13 protein-coding genes are annotated in these 16,700 nt (G+C 59.4%); 6 read left to right on the forward strand and 7 right to left on the reverse strand.

The features are described 5' to 3' along the window. Positions 1-200 precede the first annotated feature (200 nt). Positions 201-1,499 (reverse strand): MFS transporter, encoded by a 1,299-nt coding sequence (locus C2E19_RS00530; protein WP_129386691.1) that lies wholly within the window; start codon positions 1,497-1,499, stop codon positions 201-203. 376 nt (positions 1,500-1,875) lie between these two features. Here C2E19_RS00530 and C2E19_RS00535 point away from each other — a divergent pair, with 376 nt between their 5' ends. Then, complete coding sequence (locus C2E19_RS00535; protein WP_003229628.1) at positions 1,876-2,280, forward strand: acyl-CoA thioesterase; 405 nt, start codon at positions 1,876-1,878, stop codon at positions 2,278-2,280. Positions 2,281-2,337: 57 nt separating this feature from the next. Further along, positions 2,338-3,237, forward strand: coding sequence for a D-hexose-6-phosphate mutarotase (locus C2E19_RS00540; protein ID WP_129386694.1), 900 nt, complete (start codon positions 2,338-2,340; stop codon positions 3,235-3,237). Between the two features lie 126 nt (positions 3,238-3,363). Here the strand turns inward: C2E19_RS00540 and C2E19_RS00545 are convergent, their stop codons facing one another. The 5 genes from C2E19_RS00545 to C2E19_RS00565 all read right to left on the reverse strand — a co-directional run bounded on the left by C2E19_RS00545 (position 3,364) and on the right by C2E19_RS00565 (position 7,134). Beyond that, positions 3,364-3,900 carry a DUF3299 domain-containing protein gene (locus C2E19_RS00545; RefSeq protein ID WP_129386697.1) on the reverse strand — a complete coding sequence of 179 codons (537 nt, stop codon included), beginning with the start codon at positions 3,898-3,900 and terminating at the stop codon, positions 3,364-3,366. Positions 3,901-3,993: 93 nt separating this feature from the next. Then, positions 3,994-4,239 carry a GlsB/YeaQ/YmgE family stress response membrane protein gene (locus C2E19_RS00550; RefSeq protein ID WP_003229635.1) on the reverse strand — a complete coding sequence of 82 codons (246 nt, stop codon included), beginning with the start codon at positions 4,237-4,239 and terminating at the stop codon, positions 3,994-3,996. A 111-nt stretch (positions 4,240-4,350) separates the two neighbouring features. Then, positions 4,351-5,433, reverse strand: a complete 1,083-nt coding sequence (locus C2E19_RS00555; protein ID WP_129386700.1) for a 5-(carboxyamino)imidazole ribonucleotide synthase — start codon at positions 5,431-5,433, stop codon at positions 4,351-4,353. 10 nt (positions 5,434-5,443) lie between these two features. Further along, positions 5,444-5,935: a 5-(carboxyamino)imidazole ribonucleotide mutase gene (gene purE, locus C2E19_RS00560; RefSeq protein WP_007954291.1), complete on the reverse strand. Its 492-nt coding sequence runs from the start codon at positions 5,933-5,935 to the stop codon at positions 5,444-5,446. Between the two features lie 290 nt (positions 5,936-6,225). Then, positions 6,226-7,134, reverse strand: coding sequence for a LysR substrate-binding domain-containing protein (locus tag C2E19_RS00565; protein WP_129386702.1), 909 nt, complete (start codon positions 7,132-7,134; stop codon positions 6,226-6,228). A 180-nt stretch (positions 7,135-7,314) separates the two neighbouring features. Between C2E19_RS00565 and C2E19_RS00570 the strand changes: the two genes are divergently transcribed. The 3 genes from C2E19_RS00570 (at position 7,315) to C2E19_RS00580 (ending at position 11,847) form a co-directional block, all read left to right on the forward strand. Continuing rightward, entirely contained in the window at positions 7,315-8,739 is a 1,425-nt protein-coding gene (locus C2E19_RS00570) for an aspartate ammonia-lyase (protein ID WP_129386705.1), read from the forward strand. Positions 8,740-9,225: 486 nt separating this feature from the next. Continuing rightward, positions 9,226-10,671, forward strand: a complete 1,446-nt coding sequence (locus C2E19_RS00575; RefSeq protein WP_129386708.1) for a sodium:alanine symporter family protein — start codon at positions 9,226-9,228, stop codon at positions 10,669-10,671. Positions 10,672-10,842: 171 nt separating this feature from the next. Further along, the gene (locus C2E19_RS00580; RefSeq protein ID WP_129386711.1) at positions 10,843-11,847 is read left to right on the forward strand and encodes an asparaginase; all 1,005 of its coding nucleotides are present in this window, start codon (positions 10,843-10,845) and stop codon (positions 11,845-11,847) included. A 146-nt stretch (positions 11,848-11,993) separates the two neighbouring features. On the opposite strand, the gene C2E19_RS29105 is transcribed toward C2E19_RS00580, so the two are convergent. Beyond that, positions 11,994-12,455 (reverse strand): hypothetical protein, encoded by a 462-nt coding sequence (locus C2E19_RS29105; protein ID WP_256661269.1) that lies wholly within the window; start codon positions 12,453-12,455, stop codon positions 11,994-11,996. A gap of 3 nt (positions 12,456-12,458) precedes the next feature. Between C2E19_RS29105 and C2E19_RS00585 the strand changes: the two genes are divergently transcribed. Beyond that, complete coding sequence (locus C2E19_RS00585) at positions 12,459-16,619, forward strand: dermonecrotic toxin domain-containing protein (RefSeq protein ID WP_256661270.1); 4,161 nt, start codon at positions 12,459-12,461, stop codon at positions 16,617-16,619. Positions 16,620-16,700 lie beyond the last annotated feature (81 nt).

Genomic DNA, 16,700 nt, shown 5'->3' on the forward strand with positions numbered 1-16,700 from the left:
GGGGCCAAGTATCAGCAGGCCGTGTGAACACTCTATGGCTGAAATATGACAATTGGATGAAAGGCCAGCATTCGGGTTTTACAAGATGATTCGTGGTGCCCCCATTCGCGAGCAGGCTCGCTCCCACAGTTGAAATGCATTGCAAATGTGGGAGCGGGCTTGCTCGCGAAGGGGCCAGTACTACTGGAGGAAATACCGGATCAGCGCCCCTTCTTCCAGAGCCACGCCCCCACCAGAATCCCCATCGCGCACAGCACCGCCACATAGTAGGCAGGCCCCATCGCGCTCTCCTTCAGCAGCAGGCTCACCACCATCGGCGTCAACCCGCCAAAGATCGCGTAAGCCACGTTGTACGAGAACGACAGCCCGCTGAAACGCACTACCGGCGGAAACGCTTTAACCATCACATACGGCACCGCACCGATGGTACCGACCAGAAAACCGGTCAGCGCATACAGCGGGAACAGCCAGTCCGGGTGATCGGCGAGGCTGTGATAGAACGTCCACGAGCTGATCAGCAAGCCCAGGCAACCAAACACAAATACCCGACCGGCACCGAAACGATCCGCCAACGCGCCGGAAATGATGCAGCCGATGCTCAGGAACACGATCGCCAGACTGTTCGATTGCAACGATTGCGTAGGGGTGAAGTGATAGACCGTTTGCAGCACGGTCGGCGTCATCAGAATGACCACGACGATGCCAGCGGAGAGCAACCAGGTCAGCAACATCGAGATCGCAATCGCGCCGCGATGGTCACGCAGCACCGCGCGCAGCGGTACTTCTTCAGCCAATGCCTTGCGCTGTTGCAGTTCGGCGAACACCGGGGTTTCGTGCAGCCAGCGGCGTAGATACACCGAGAACAGGCCAAACACACCACCCAGCAGGAACGGAATCCGCCACGCGTAATCGGCAACCTCGGCCGGCGTATAAATGCTGTTGATCGCAGTGGCGACGAGCGAGCCGAGCAAAATGCCGGCGGTCAGCCCGCTGGTGAGCGTGCCGCAGGCGTAACCCATGTGTTTTTGCGGTACGTGTTCGGAAACGAAGACCCACGCGCCCGGCACTTCCCCGCCAATCGCGGCGCCTTGAATCACCCGCATCACTAGAAGAAGGATCGGCGCCCACATGCCGATCTGTGCGTACGTTGGCAGCAGACCCATGATCAAGGTCGGCACGGCCATCATGAAAATGCTCAGGGTGAACATCTTCTTGCGCCCGAGCAGGTCGCCGAAGTGCGCCATGACGATGCCGCCCAGCGGCCGCGCGAGGTAACCGGCGGCGAAGATGCCGAAGGTCTGCATCAGGCGCAGCCACTCGGGCATGTCGGCCGGGAAGAACAGCTTGCCGACCACGGTGGCGAAGAAAACGAAGATGATGAAGTCGTAAAACTCCAGCGCACCACCAAGGGCGGACAGCGACAGAGTCTTGTAGTCATTGCGGGTCAACGGTCGTGCGGGTTGCTCGGGCTGCGCGAGGCTCGAAGGCGCTGTGGTCATGGCAAGGGCTTCTCTTATAGTCGGATCTGCCGCCACAACAACGCTGGCGGTGGCTTGGGCAGGTTCGGCACCATAGCAAATTGTTCGAAAAAGCACATAGAGGCGCGTATTTGACGGTCGAAATGAGAACCGGATGGTCGTCGCGGAGTCTACCGACCGATATACTCGCAACCTGCTCCGGTTTGTAGGGGGTTGCTGTGCGAAAACGTCGTTGGCCCGGCCTTTGCTCGGGATTAGCCGGTTTCGCAGAGTTTCTCCTTAGGCGCCTGATGGAAAACGTGACGAACGTAGTATGTTCGGTGCTGAATCGTTTTTCCCGAAGACGGCTACCACCAGCAATACCAACGAAGAGTCACGGGTCAGAGGCACCCTCGGCATGATAGAACTCGAACAAGAAGATCCGATCCCGCAAGGCGACCTGGCTTTGCAAATCACCGCACTTCCACGTGAAACCAACGGCTTTGGCGATATTTTTGGCGGCTGGCTGGTAGCGCAGATGGATTTGGCCGGCACCGCAATGGCCAGCCGTGTCGCTGGCGGCCGCGTCGCGACCGTTGCCATCGATCGCATGGCGTTTCTCGTACCGGTCGCTGTCGGCGCGCAATTATCCTTTTATACCCAGACGTTGGAAATCGGCCGCAGCTCGATCCAGATGATGGTCGAAGTGTGGAGCGACGACCCGTTGTCCAGCGAGTGGCGTAAAGTCACCGAAGCGGTCTTCGTTTTCGTTGCCATCGACGGCAGCGGTCGCACTCGCTCGGTTCCACCACGCGCGCGTTAAACCTCGCGGCCGTTTGACGGTCGATTGTTGTCCTTGTTTCTGATCGAGAGCTGTCCCATGAACACGCCCAACGTTGAAGCGGTGAAACTGGATGAACTGAACTGCTGGCGCATCCGCCACGGTCAGGCCGAAGTGCTGGTCGCCCAGCAGGGCGCGCACATTCTCAGTTATCAGATCGATGGCCAGCCGCCGATCATCTGGCTCAACGACAAGGCCGTGTTCAAGACCGGCAAGAGCATCCGCGCCGGCGTGCCGGTGTGCTGGCCGTGGTTCGGCAAGTTCGAACGCAACCCGCAGAGCGTGCAGGCCATGTACACCGGCGAGCAGCCGGCACCCGCGCACGGTCTGGTGAGGGCGATGGATTGGGAGCTGGGTGGCATCGAAGCCGAAGAACATGGCATCAAAGTCGAGTTCAAACTGCCCTACCCCGACGGTGGCCTGCCAGGCTGGCCGCATCAGGTCGATCTGAGCCTGACCCTGCATTTGTCCGAACAACTGAGCTTCAGCCTGACCAGCCATAACCGTGGCAATGACACCGTCAGCCTGAGTCAGGCGCTGCACACTTATTTCGCAGTCAGTGATGTGCGCCATGTGCATGTCGACGGTGTCGATGGCTTGAATTACATCGAGACGCTGGATGACTGGAAGACTCACAGCCAGCAAGGCGATCTGCGTTTTGCCGGTGAGACTGACCGCATCTACGTCGATGCCCCACCGCAATTGAGCATTGTCGATCCGACCTGGGAACGGCGCATCGTGCTGACCGCCACCGGCTCACGCACGGCGGTGATCTGGAACCCGTGGATCGATCGCGCCGCTGCATTGGCCGACATGGACAACGATGGCTGGCAGCGCATGTTGTGCATCGAGACGGCGAATGTGCTGGATGACATCGTGAGCCTGGCGCCGGGCGCGAGCCACACCATGGGCGTTAGCGTTGCCAGCAAACCGCTCTGACCAGCACCGCAATACAAAATGTGGGAGCGAGCCTGCTCGCGAAGGCGTTGTATCAGTCAACATTCAAATGTCTGACACACCGCTTTCGCGAGCAGGCTCGCTCCCACAGTTGTTCAGTGGTGGCTGTTAGAGATCTGATTCCTGCACCACCCGCACCTTGTCCGCTTCCAGCGCATACGCCGCGTCAGCCAAGTCATTGCTGACCTTCTCGACCTTCAGCGTGCCGGTCACCCACAACGGCGTGTAGATGTCGTTCAGCTTCAATCCCTTCGGATAACGCACCAGCACCAGTTGATTCGGCGGCGGTGGCGGCACGTGGATGCAGGCGCCCGGATACGGTACGAGGAAGAACAGCGTGCTACGGCCCTTGGCATCGGACTCCAATGGCACCGGATAACCGCCGATGCGGATGTGCTTGTCGTTCATCGACGCCACGGTTTTGGTCGAATACATCACCGCCGGCAGACCTTTGGCCTGCTTCATTCCGCCCTTCTCGGTGAAGGTGCCGGTGGCTTCCGGGGAGTTGTGGTCGATTTCGGGCATGGCCTCGAGGGCCTTTTGATCCGACTTGGGCATCAGTTCGAGCCAGTCGGTTTCCGGCAGTTCGCCGGCGTGGGCCAAACCGCTGCCCAGAAAAAGGAGAGTCAACAGAAGACGGCGCATGAAGGTGCTCGGTAAAGAAAGGAAGGATCGTTGAATCGCCGAGCATTCTAGCCCTCCCGGCCACTTTGGCAGAGAGGGCTTTGTCGCTTTGGATCAGTTCTTTTTGATCAGGCCGTAGATCACCAGCAACACGATCGCGCCGACCAGTGCGCCAATGAAACCTGCGCCCTGACCTGCCTGATAGATGCCCAGAGCCTGGCCGCCGTAAGTGGCCGCCAGCGAACCGCCGATACCGAGCAGGATGGTCATGATCCAGCCCATGCTGTCATCGCCCGGTTTCAGGAACCGCGCCAGCAGGCCGACGATCAAGCCGATAAAGATGGTTCCGATAATACCCATGGCAATTCCCTCTCAATGATAGATATGCCAAAGCCTAGTCAGACTTTGGCATCCTGCCATGAGAGAACGGCGGCCCCTGAATGGTTCCGCCGCTGCCACATGAAACTGTCGTTACTCGGCGATCAGCGCTTCGACCTTGACGATCTGCGCCTGCAGCGTGGCCATGTCGGCGCAGCGCAGGTTGGCGTGACCGACCTTGCGCCCGGCCTTGAAGGCTTTGCCGTAGTGATGCAGATGGCAATCTTCGATGGCGATGACCTTCTCAACCGGCGGCACAACGCCAATGAAGTTGAGCATCGCGCTTTCGCCGACCTTGGCCGTCGAACCCAGCGGCAGGCCGGCAACGGCGCGCAGGTGGTTTTCGAACTGGCTGCACTCGGCGCCTTCGGTGGTCCAGTGCCCGGAGTTGTGCACGCGCGGGGCGATTTCGTTGGCCTTGAGGCCACCGTCGACTTCAAAGAACTCGAACGCCATCACACCGACGTAGTTCAACTGCTTGAGCACACGGCTCGAGTAGTCTTCGGCCAACGCCTGCAACGGGTGATCGGTACTGGCAACGGACAGCTTGAGAATGCCGCTGTCGTGGGTGTTGTGTACCAGCGGATAGAACCTGGTTTCACCATCGCGGGCACGCACGGCGATCAGCGAGACTTCACCGGTGAACGGTACGAAACCTTCCAGCAGGCAGGCAACGCTGCCCAGCTCGGCGAAGGTGCCAACCACATCTGCAGGTGTGCGCAGGACTTTCTGGCCCTTGCCGTCGTAACCCAAAGTACGGGTTTTCAGCACGGCCGGCAGACCGATCGAAGCCACGGCGGCATCCAGATCGGCTTGCGATTGAATGTCGGCGAAGGCCGGAGTCGGAATGCCCAGGTCCTTGAACATGCTCTTTTCGAACCAGCGATCACGAGCGATGCGCAGGGCTTCGGCGCTTGGGTAGACCGGGACGAATTGCGACAGGAATGCCACGGTTTCGGCCGGGACGCTTTCGAATTCGAAGGTCACCAGATCGACTTCATCGGCCAATTGGCGCAGATGATCCTGATCGCCGTAATCGGCCCGCAGGTGTTCGCCCAATGCAGCGGCGCAAGCGTCCGGCGCAGGGTCGAGAAAAGCGAAGTTCATGCCCAGCGGAGTGCCCGCCAGGGCCAACATGCGACCCAACTGGCCGCCACCGATTACACCGATCTTCATCTCAACAACCTCAGGCAATACGTGGATCTGGATTGTCCAGGACGCTGTCTGTCTGCTCGGCACGGAAGGTTTTCAGTACCGCGTGGAACTGTGGGTGCTTGGCGCCGAGGATGCTCGCCGAGAGCAACGCGGCGTTGATCGCGCCGGCCTTGCCGATAGCCAGGGTGGCGACCGGAATGCCCGCTGGCATCTGCACGATCGACAGCAGCGAGTCGACGCCCGAGAGCATGGCCGACTGCACTGGCACGCCCAGTACCGGCAGGTGGGTCTTGGCCGCACACATGCCTGGCAAATGGGCTGCGCCACCGGCACCGGCGATAATCACCTCGATGCCACGGCCTTCAGCCTCTTCGGCGTACTGGAACAGCAGATCCGGGGTGCGGTGGGCAGAGACCACTTTTACCTCGTACGGGATGCCGAGCTTTTCCAGCATATCGGCGGTGTGGCTAAGGGTGGACCAATCGGACTTGGAGCCCATGATCACGCCAACCAGTGCACTCATCGTCGCGCCTCTTCTCTCTGGAGCGCCCGCAGGCGCGTCATAAAACAACAAGCCACGCAGGTTGCGTGGCTTGATTGTACGAAAAATGGCCGGACGTGCCGGCCGAAGGCCGCGCAGTATACCGCAATGAAAGCAATAAACAGCCCCCTGCGCGACCATCTGTCATCTGCCGCAAATGCCCGGTTTTATTGACCTGAAGGTCAGCCAAAAAGATCAAAAGATCGCAGCCTTCGGCAGCTCCTACAGGGATATGCATTGCAATGTAGGAGCTGCCGAAGGCTGCGATCTTTTCAGGAAGCTTGTGCAGCGCCCCCTTCGAGCTTGCGCCACAGCAAGCGTACGTTGGCCTTGCGCACCAAGGCGCAGCGATACAGGCGGATCTCCAGTGGCACATGCCATTGCGGGCCGCCGCAGACCACCAGTTCGCCGCGAGCCAGTTCCGCGCGCACGCTCAACTGTGGCACCCAGGCAATACCCAGTCCTTCCAGCGCCATGCTTTTCAGGCTGTCGGCCATCGCCGTTTCATAGATGGTCGTGAAGCGCAGCTGACGCTGACGCAACAATCCATTCACCGAGCGGCCAAGAAACGCCCCAGCGCTATACGCCAGCAACGGCACACTCGCTTCCCCTTCCAGATCGAACAGCGGCTTGCCCTCGGCATCCGCCGCGCACACTGGCAACATCTCGGTCTGGCCCAAATGCAGCGACGGGAAAATTTCCGGGTCCATCTGCATCGCCGCGTCCGGGTCGTAGAACGCCAGCATCAGATCGCAACCACCCTCACGCAACGCATGTACCGCGTCACCGACGTTGGTCGCGACCAACCGCGTGGCGATGTTCAAACCTTCATTACGCAACTGCGCGATCCAGCGCGGGAAGAAGCCCAGCGCCAGCGAGTGCGCGGCAGCAACTTGCATCACTTCGCCCTGCCCGCCTTCCAGATGATGCAGATGGCGCAGCACTTCACCGAGCTGTTCGACCACCGTGCGCGCGGTCACCAGAAACAACTGCCCCGCCGCCGTCAGTTCGACAGGCGTGCGTGAGCGATTGACCAAGGTCAGCCCCAGCGCAGCCTCCAGACTGCGGATCCGCCGACTGAATGCCGGCTGGGTCACGAAGCGCCGTTCGGCTGCTTGCGAGAAGCTGCGGGTGGCGGCCAGAGCACTGAAGTCCTCGAGCCATTTGCTTTCCAGATTCATCACGTCCTCCCGGACACGCACCAAAACAGGTCACACGTCTGCCGCGCACGCGGCGTCACATGGGCATTATGCCGAATGTGCATAGGCCAGTGCTTAACAGCATTGGCCCAAAAATTCGCACAAGCCTAGCATTCGCAGCGTTCCGGCACAGACCGGGTCCATATCGAGATGATTTCTATCATGTCCTCCGCTGCATCTTTCCGCACAGAAAACGACCTGCTTGGCGCCCTCGAAGTACCGGCTCAAGCGTATTACGGCATCCAGACCCTGCGAGCGGTGAACAACTTCCGTCTCTCCGGCGTTCCGATTTCGCATTACCCGAAACTGGTTGTCGGTCTGGCAATGGTCAAACAGGCCGCTGCTGACGCCAACCGCGAGTTGGGTCACCTGAGCGAAGCCAAGCACGCTGCCATCAGCGAAGCCTGTGCCCGATTGATCCGCGGTGATTACCACGAAGAGTTCGTGGTCGACATGATTCAAGGTGGCGCCGGTACTTCCACCAACATGAACGCCAACGAAGTGATCGCCAACATTGCGCTCGAAGCAATGGGCCACGAGAAAGGCGAGTACCAGTTCCTGCACCCGAACGACGACGTCAACATGGCGCAGTCGACCAACGACGCCTACCCGACGGCAATCCGTCTGGGCCTGCTGCTCGGTCACGACACCCTGCTGGCCAGCCTCGACAGCTTGATTCAGGCGTTCGCGGCCAAGGGCAAAGAATTCGATCACGTCCTGAAAATGGGCCGTACCCAACTGCAAGACGCCGTGCCGATGACCCTCGGCCAGGAATTCCGTGCCTTCGCCACCACCATGGGCGAAGACCTGGCCCGTCTGAAGACGCTGGCCCCGGAACTGCTGACTGAAGTGAACCTGGGCGGCACCGCGATCGGTACCGGCATCAACGCCGACCCGCGTTATCAAGCGCTGGCTGTTCAGCGTCTGGCCCTGATCAGCGGTCAACCGCTGGTTCCGGCCGCCGACCTGATCGAAGCGACTTCTGACATGGGCGCCTTCGTCCTGTTCTCCGGCATGCTCAAGCGCACCGCGGTCAAGCTGTCGAAGATCTGCAACGACCTGCGCCTGCTGTCCAGCGGCCCACGCACCGGCATCAACGAAATCAACCTGCCAGCGCGTCAGCCAGGCAGCTCGATCATGCCCGGCAAGGTCAACCCGGTTATTCCGGAAGCTGTGAACCAAGTGGCTTTCCAGGTCATCGGTAACGACCTGGCGCTGACCATGGCAGCCGAAGGCGGTCAACTGCAACTGAACGTGATGGAGCCGCTGATCGCTTTCAAGATCTTCGACTCGATCCGCCTGCTGCAACGCGCCATGGACATGCTGCGCGAGCACTGCATCGTCGGCATCACCGCCAACGAAGCGCGCTGCCGCGAACTGGTCGAGCACTCGATCGGTCTGGTCACCGCACTGAACCCGTACATCGGCTACAAAAACGCCACCCGCATCGCCGGTCTCGCTCTTGAAAGCGGCCGCGGCGTGCTGGAACTGGTGCGCGAAGAGGGTCTGCTCGACGAAGCCATGCTCGCCGACATCCTGCGCCCGGAAAACATGATTGCTCCGCGTCTGGTTCCGCTCAAAGGCTGAACCGACACGTTACTTGTAGCACCGCTCACCAGGTCGAGGGACTAGACACCTCTCACCTTTTGAGGGCTTGGGGATTATTCCCCAGGCCCTTTTTTTTAACTTCTTTGCGGGTAGGACGTTAAATGTTTTGTGTATTTGATACCGCCAAGATCGCAGCCTTCGGCAGCTCCTGCATTGATTGACGTACACCTGTAAGAGCTGCCGAAGGCTGCGATCTTTTGATCTTGCAGCAACCTCGTTTCGTCGCTTGCACCACTACCGTGCAGACGGGCGCGCCACTGATCGGTATAGTGCCGCCCCTCTTCGCGTGAGCGGTCGTCGGTAACGAGGCCATAACCCATGCGAAACCCGAACTAATAACAAACCCGCGAAATGGATCGGGGACGAAACCCTCGCCTCACCTGTTGTGCCGCGCGCAAACCGGTGTAACGCGATGTTTCCGACCTTCCAGCATTTGCTTACACAATAAACAGCGAGGAAAAATCCATGCTCGAAGTCATTAACGACTTCCTCTCAGGGAAAGTACTGATCGTGCTCATTGTCGGGCTCGGTAGCTACTTCACGATTCGCTCGCGTTTCGTTCAGTTGCGTCACTTCTTCCACATGTTCGCGGTGTTCCGCGACAGCCTCAAAGGCAGCGCCGGGCAACTCAGCTCGTTCCAGGCCCTAATGCTCAGCCTCGCCGGCCGAGTGGGCGCAGGCAACATCGCCGGTGTCGGCATCGCCGTGACCCTCGGTGGTCCGGGTGCGGTGTTCTGGATGTGGGTGACCGCACTGGTCGGCATGTCCAGCAGCTTCTTCGAGTGCACTCTGGCCCAAGTCTACAAGCGCGCCGAGGGCGACGGCCTGTACCGTGGCGGCCCGGCCTACTACATCCAGCACGGCCTCAAGCTCAAAGGCATGGCGGTGGTGTTTTCCGTCCTGCTGCTGGTCACCTACGGCTTCGCCTTCATCGGCCTGCAGTCCTACACCGTGACCCACTCGCTGCAGAACGCCTTTGAGTTCAATCCACAACACACCGGTATCGTCCTCGCGGTGTTGCTGGCCATCACCTTCATCGGCGGCATCAAGCGTATTGCCTCGGTGTCCGACCTGCTGGTTCCGATCAAGACGCTGGCCTATATCGGCGTGACCTTGTACGTGATCGGTACTCAGATCGAACACGTGCCGGCCATGCTGGAAACCATCTTCAAGAGCGCCTTCGGCCTCGACCCGGCCTTTGGCGGCCTGCTCGGCAGCGCCATCGTCATGGGCGTGAAGCGTGGCGTATTCGCCAACGAAGCGGGTCTGGGCAGTGCGCCGAACGTCGCCGCCGTGGCCGCCGTAAAGCACCCGGGCGCGCAAGGCGTGGTTCAGGCCTTCAGCGTGTTCCTCGATACCTTCGTGATCTGCACCTGCACCGCGCTGCTGATCCTGTTGTCGGGTTTTTACACCCCGGGCTTCGAAGGTGACGGCATCGTCCTGACCCAGAACTCGCTGGCGGCCGTGGTCGGTGACTGGGGTCGCATGTTCGTCAGCGTCGCGCTGTCGCTGTTCGTCTTCACCTGCATCCTCTACAACTACTACCTGGGCGAGAACAGCCTGCAATTCCTCACCCGCAACCGCGCCGCACTGATGATTTTCCGTGGCCTGGTGCTGGCGCTGGTGGTCTGGGGTTCGATGCAGGATCTGTCGACCGTGTTCGCCTTCGCCGACATCACCATGACCTGCCTGGCGTTCGTCAACCTGGTGGCCCTGGCCATGCTGTTCAAGGTCGGCATGCGTGTGATGCGCGACTACGACGGGCAGCGCCGCGCCGGCGTCAAACAGCCAGTGTTCGACTCGAGCAAATTCGCTGATCTGGACCTCGACCTGAAAGCCTGGCCGACCCCGTCTGCCGCTGCCGGCAAGACCGAAGCCGAGCCGCAAGGCGTACCTGCAGCGCAACGCTGACAGGTGAATGGCGGGCGCATCCCCTGCGCCCGTCAGTTACAGTGCAATGCATTACCTGTGGGAGCGGGCTTGCTCGCGAATGCGGTGTGTCAGTCGAAATTAATGTATCTGACACACCGCATTCGCGAGCAAGCCCGCTCCCACAAGGAACTCATCGTTTCGGAGAATCCTATGAACCCTTCGACTTACCCCGCCGCCCAACACGTCATGGTGCTCTACACCGGTGGCACCATCGGCATGCAGGCCAGCGCCAATGGCCTGGCGCCGGCGTCCGGTTTCGAAGCGCGGATGCGCGACTACCTGCACAGCCAGCCTGAACTCGCCGTGCCACACTGGCGCTTCCGTGAGATGTCGCCGCTGATCGACAGCGCCAACATGACTCCGGCCTATTGGCAGCAACTGCGTGAAGCGGTGGTCGATGCCGTTGACGTGCAAGGCTGCGACAGCGTGCTGATCCTGCATGGCACCGACACGCTGGCGTACAGCGCCGCAGCCATGAGTTTCCAGCTCCTCGGGCTGCACGCGCGTGTGTGCTTTACCGGCTCCATGCTGCCGGCCGGCGTGACCGATAGTGATGCCTGGGAAAACCTCGGCGGCGCACTGGTCGCGCTCGGCCAAGGCCTGGCGCCAGGTGTGCATCTGTACTTCCATGGTGAACGGCTGGACCCGACCCGTTGCGCGAAAGTGCGCAGCTTTGGCCGTCATCCGTTCAAGCGCCTGGAGCGTCAGGGCGGCGGAGACAAAGCCACCTCGATTCCTGCGTCATTGAACTACAACCAGCCGAAACAACTGGCCAAGGTTGGCGTGCTGCCACTGTTTCCAGGCATAGGCGCCGAGATTGTCGATAGCCTGCTCGACAGCGGCATTCAGGGCCTGGTGCTGGAGTGCTACGGCAGCGGCACCGGACCGAGTGACAACGCCGAATTTCTCGCCAGCCTCGGCCGCGCGCGCAATAACGGCGTGGTGGTGGTGGCGGTGACGCAGTGCCATGAAGGCGGCGTCGAGCTGGATGTGTATGAAGCCGGCAGTCGGCTGCGTAGCGTCGGCGTGCTGTCGGGCGGCGGCATGACCCGTGAAGCGGCGTTCGGCAAATTGCATGGTTTGCTCGGCGCCGGCCTGGAAAACGCCGAAATACGTCGCCTGATCGAACTCGACCTGTGTGGCGAACTGAGCTGATCGCTCCGACTGTCAGGATTAAAACCGCGCAGCATATATATCTACCACCATCACCCAATCGTGCCCCCCTAGCATGAAGCAACCCCGAGGCCTGGCCTCGGGAAGCTCCATCACCAATGCAGGGATGCACGATGATTTCATCCAGCTCAAGCTCCACTCCACAAGCCGTCAGCGACGCCAAACCCATTGAAGCGCTGATCACTCAACTCAGTGTCGGACCCGACTTGCGCGATGTGGCCTCCGTCCTGCTGCGCCAGCATTTGCGCGAAAAGTATCCCGCGCTGGATCTGGATCCCGCCATCACAATGGTCGGTAGCCCGTACTGGTCGCTGATCGACGACCAGATTGTGGCCGGAACCACGACTTATCAGGCACTCACTGAAATTCTCGCCAACCAGGTCGTGCACGGCATCCCGGCCCTCTACATCGAGGGCGAACACTTTCTGGCGCAACAACCGATCAGCGAACCTGCCGTACACTTGCCGGTGCGAATTGACGAAATCGCCAGCCTGCTCAATCTGCTGGCACCGGTGATGCTCACGGCTTTTCAGGAACAGCAGCTTGCGTACTGGAACAACAGCGATGACAGCTCCGGGCCACGCTGGCATGCGTTGGCCGGCACCCTGCGCAGCCTCTGGAACGTCAATCAAATAGAAGGATGGAGTGATACTGACTGCGCGATGGCACGCACGCTTTATCAAACGCCAGTGCACGCCGACAGAAAACCCGAAGATGCCTATCAGGTTAACGCGTACCTGATCGCTATCGACCTGATCGATGGCGATGACGTCAAACACCTGAACGAAGTTTCGATGGTGGTGTTGATCGGCAAACAGGAGACCAAAACGGTCATCCTTGCCCATTCATTACTTAATGGTTACCAGAAGTTCGACTCTCTGGAAAAGCTCGGAGAAAGCTTGCCCGAGCACATCAGCGCGGCCCAGACCTACCGCAATTTGGAATGGCGGTTGCTTGAACCCCTCGGCAGTATTTTCGACTATCAGGCCTGTGCATTGGTCTCCATTCAAATCGATGTGATCGGTTCGCTGGACTTCTCTCACAGCGTTTCGACTGAAGCCGAAAAACCAATATCCACATCGACACCTGAAGTGCATGAGTCTGCGAAAAATAACAGTCCGAGCCTGGACTGGTTCAGGGACGCCCTGCCCGACTGGCTGAGTAACGCTTCCCTGCCCGACCTGAACAACTACTCTCGCCACCTGAAGGATCTGGCCGCGTTAAACAGTCAGAACGCTGGAAAATCCTATCTGGATGGCATCCTGCCGATCAGCGAATATGCGTTGAGCCAACTGAATACCCTGCATGCCCAAACCCTGCTTGAGCACGCTGAACAATTGCGCACCGCACCCGAACTGGAAACGGCGCTGGAGTCGCTTCAACTGCGGGTGAAAAGCCCGGTGATCTGGGGCACGTTTACCGTTCCGGGAAAGATCGACACCTACAACTTCAGTGTCGTCGAGCTGGCCTTGCAGAATCTGATCGCGGTTCCCCCTCTGGGCAACAAAACCCTTGTCTCAACGCGCGACAAGACGTTGCCTTCATGGCTGACCGTGGATTATCTGGAAGATCTCGTCACCCGCGCGGACATCGGTACAACCTACCCGGCGCTGATCAAAAAACAATTGCTCGACAGCACGTCGACAGTGGCTGCCCGACAGACTCTGTTCGCCCGACACTTGCGCATCCAGCTACCTTTGCTGGCCCTGCAATGCAAGATTCGCGGCGAGGCTGGTATTGATGCGCGTGGATACCGCTATGTCATGGCCGTACTGGAAACCGACAGTAAAAATCGTGTAGTCGAGGATCAGACCATTGTCATGCGTGCGCTGGCCTTTATCCCCAAGCGCAGAACTGACGGCACCGAGGACGAAGTCGCCAACATGTTCGTGATCGGTCCCGAAGACCCGACCGCCGGGCCATGTCTGTTGTATCGCCCGATGCTCGACCAGCCCCTGAGCCAATATCCGTCAACCAGCAACTTGCTCTACGCCATCCAGCAATCGTCCAGCCTGCGCGACTCGGTGCTGGCCTGGTTGCCGGACAACGCCCGCAGCGACTATGCCAACTATGTTTTCCCCGGCACCTTGCCGTCACCTTGGTCGGTCACCGAGTTTCTGATCGATTCCAGCAAACTCATCATGATGAGCGGGCCGATCGGCCTGAGTTCAAAAAAGCTCGCCGGCGATCTCCCCACCGCGTTGTTCAAAGCCAACGCGCAGGCAATGGTTGAGCTTGCCGACCGCCAGTCGGTATCCAACAGCGAAAATCGCTGGGCCAGTTTCAAGCGTGCAGGCTGGATACTTTTCAACGGCGTCCTACCGTTTCTTGGGCGCGTCGCTGGCGTCGCCACGTGGATCTGGCAGATCATGGATCAACTGCAAGCACTTCAAGAAGCACATGAACAAGGCGACAAACCCGAGCAATGGGCAGCGCTCACCGATGCGCTGCTCAATCTGGCCATGGCGATCACTCTGCATATTGCCGCCCGCAGTCCGCAAAACCCACGATCCCGTCAAGAATCAGTCACCTCAAAGCCGGCTAAAGATCCACTGCCTTCAGTACCGGCACGCACCCTCAAGCAACTCGACAACGGCGCTCCCCACGAAGTGACAGACTTGCAGCAATCGCTGAACATCAGCGGAGCGGTGAATCAAACGCCGACCAGCCTCAGCCTCGTGCTGAACCGCTTCAAGATCAAGCGCCCGGAAGGACTGGGGGCTGCCAGTACGGAAAAAGGCCGCTATCTTCATCTCCATCGCCAGGGTAAAAAATGCTACGCGCCGGTAGGCAAGGACTGGTACGAAGTCACGGTAGATGAGAACGGCACGGTGAACATCATCGATGCGCAAACAGCGACGCGCTCCGGTCCTGCGCTGTTCAGCAATCTACGTGGAGAATGGTTCGTCGATACCCGATTGCGCTTGCGCGGCGGCGGCTCAACCAGCATGACGCGTGCGGCTGAAGCCGAAGGTAAAGTGGAGGCGGGCAAACTGCGCACCCGGCTGGAGGCATTCGAAAACCGCAAAGCGACTGCGCAGCAAGAACTTGAAAAAGCCCATCAGGCGATGAGCACGGCCACCACCGAAACGGTTGCGACTCACCGAGAACAATTCCTTAAGACGCTGGAAACACAACGAGCCGCCTATGGAGAAGCCTTGAGCGATCTCAAGGCATTGCATGTGTTTTCGCCAACGGCCGACTATCAGCAGAAATCCCTCAGCTACCTCAAGGCTCAACTTGAACTCACGCATGCCGGCATTCGTGAAGCATTGACCGTCTTCACGCCAAAATTGCGCAGCGTACTGAATCATCTCGAACGGCAGGCCGAAGCCCGGGAGGATCGACAAATTGCCGAGGCGCGACAGATGATCACGCTCAATCAGGACATGATTACCCTACTTGAGAATATTCAAGCGCGAATGCAAGAGCTGAAAACGTTCAAAAGGGATGGGTTGCACCTGATTCAACACACCCGCAGAACACTTCCGGCGTATTCGATCGACGACCTCAAGGCGTTGCAGGTGACGCTGGCGCGCAACACTTGCCTGGCCGAACACTCAGTGGCAACGGCCGCCGAAGCCTGGCGCATCCTTGACCAGATTGTCGACACCGCCGACATTGCCGTGCAGGCATTGCGCGACACACTGGAGGAGCGCAGCGTCGCCCGGCTCGACGAGCGCATTGATAGCCTCAACGACCTGATCGAGCAGTTCAACGTGCTCGATGAACGTCTTGGGGACTTCAACACCACCTACGCCGAACAGGTGCTTGAAGAGCCCTTTGCGCGGTTACGCGGACAACTCGATCAGCTCAACCGCAACGCAAAACGCAATCTGGTACTGGTACTTGAAGAACGGGATACCTTGAGAAGCCAGCCAGTGCCACCTCCACAACCGCCGCGGCCAAAGAAGAAGTTCATCCATACACGCTACAACGGCATGCTGATCGGTGAGCCACGCCTGACTGGACAGGGACTGGGAACCGATCTGGTCGACATCAAGTCACCTCTTACCAACAAGGTGATTGCCACGTTCCATCAGAAGACACCCGGAGTCTGGGTTGAACGTGTAAGCAATACGTCACCCAAGATCCCGACCCCCGCACTTGAAACCAGCCTGAACAAAGGACAGACCTTGCTCGATACGCTGGCAGCGTTTACTACCCGCATGGATGAACTCATCAAACAGCCGGGGCGCTCGCCAGTCGGCGTCGAGTTTCTGTTTCATCAACAGGCCCTGCAACTGGAACACATCAGTAGTGCCATCGAACAGGCACTGACAGACAAAAATGCCACCGAGAGCAACCTGCGCTCGGCCGCAGTCATCAACAAAAAGCTCAGCGATGCCGTCGACGATCTCTACCTGAAGGCCAGCACAGCCCTGCTGAAAATGACCAAAGAGCAACCACCCACGCTGATGGCGGTTTCGCGACTACAGAAAAACAACGCAATCAATATCGCCAAAACCGTCACCCGGCGACGCCTCAAAGGTGCCAAGGCACTCTATCTGGACGAATACACCGTCACCGACCGGACCACACGCAAAGTGCTCTGGTATGCGCACTTCCTTTATTCGACTTCGTGGGTGCCGAACAAGTCGTTCCTTTATGCACGCCTCAAAACCCCGCTGGAGCAGCAACAGGGGCAGGAGTCCAATAGCATCCGCGGACTGAGTGGCACACAGCGGCTGGCCTACTATCGCAGCATGATCGGCCTGGATCAGGCGCAAACGTTGTTTTTCAACAGCGATTGAGTCGCCCGGACGAACCATGCGAACGCCCGCCAACGCGCGGGCGTCTCGCGCGGCACGCTACTTGCTCGATTCCTGCGAACC

Source organism: Pseudomonas sp. DTU12.3 (genome assembly GCF_004124275.1).
Classification (GTDB): Bacteria; Pseudomonadota; Gammaproteobacteria; order Pseudomonadales; family Pseudomonadaceae; genus Aquipseudomonas; species Aquipseudomonas helmanticensis.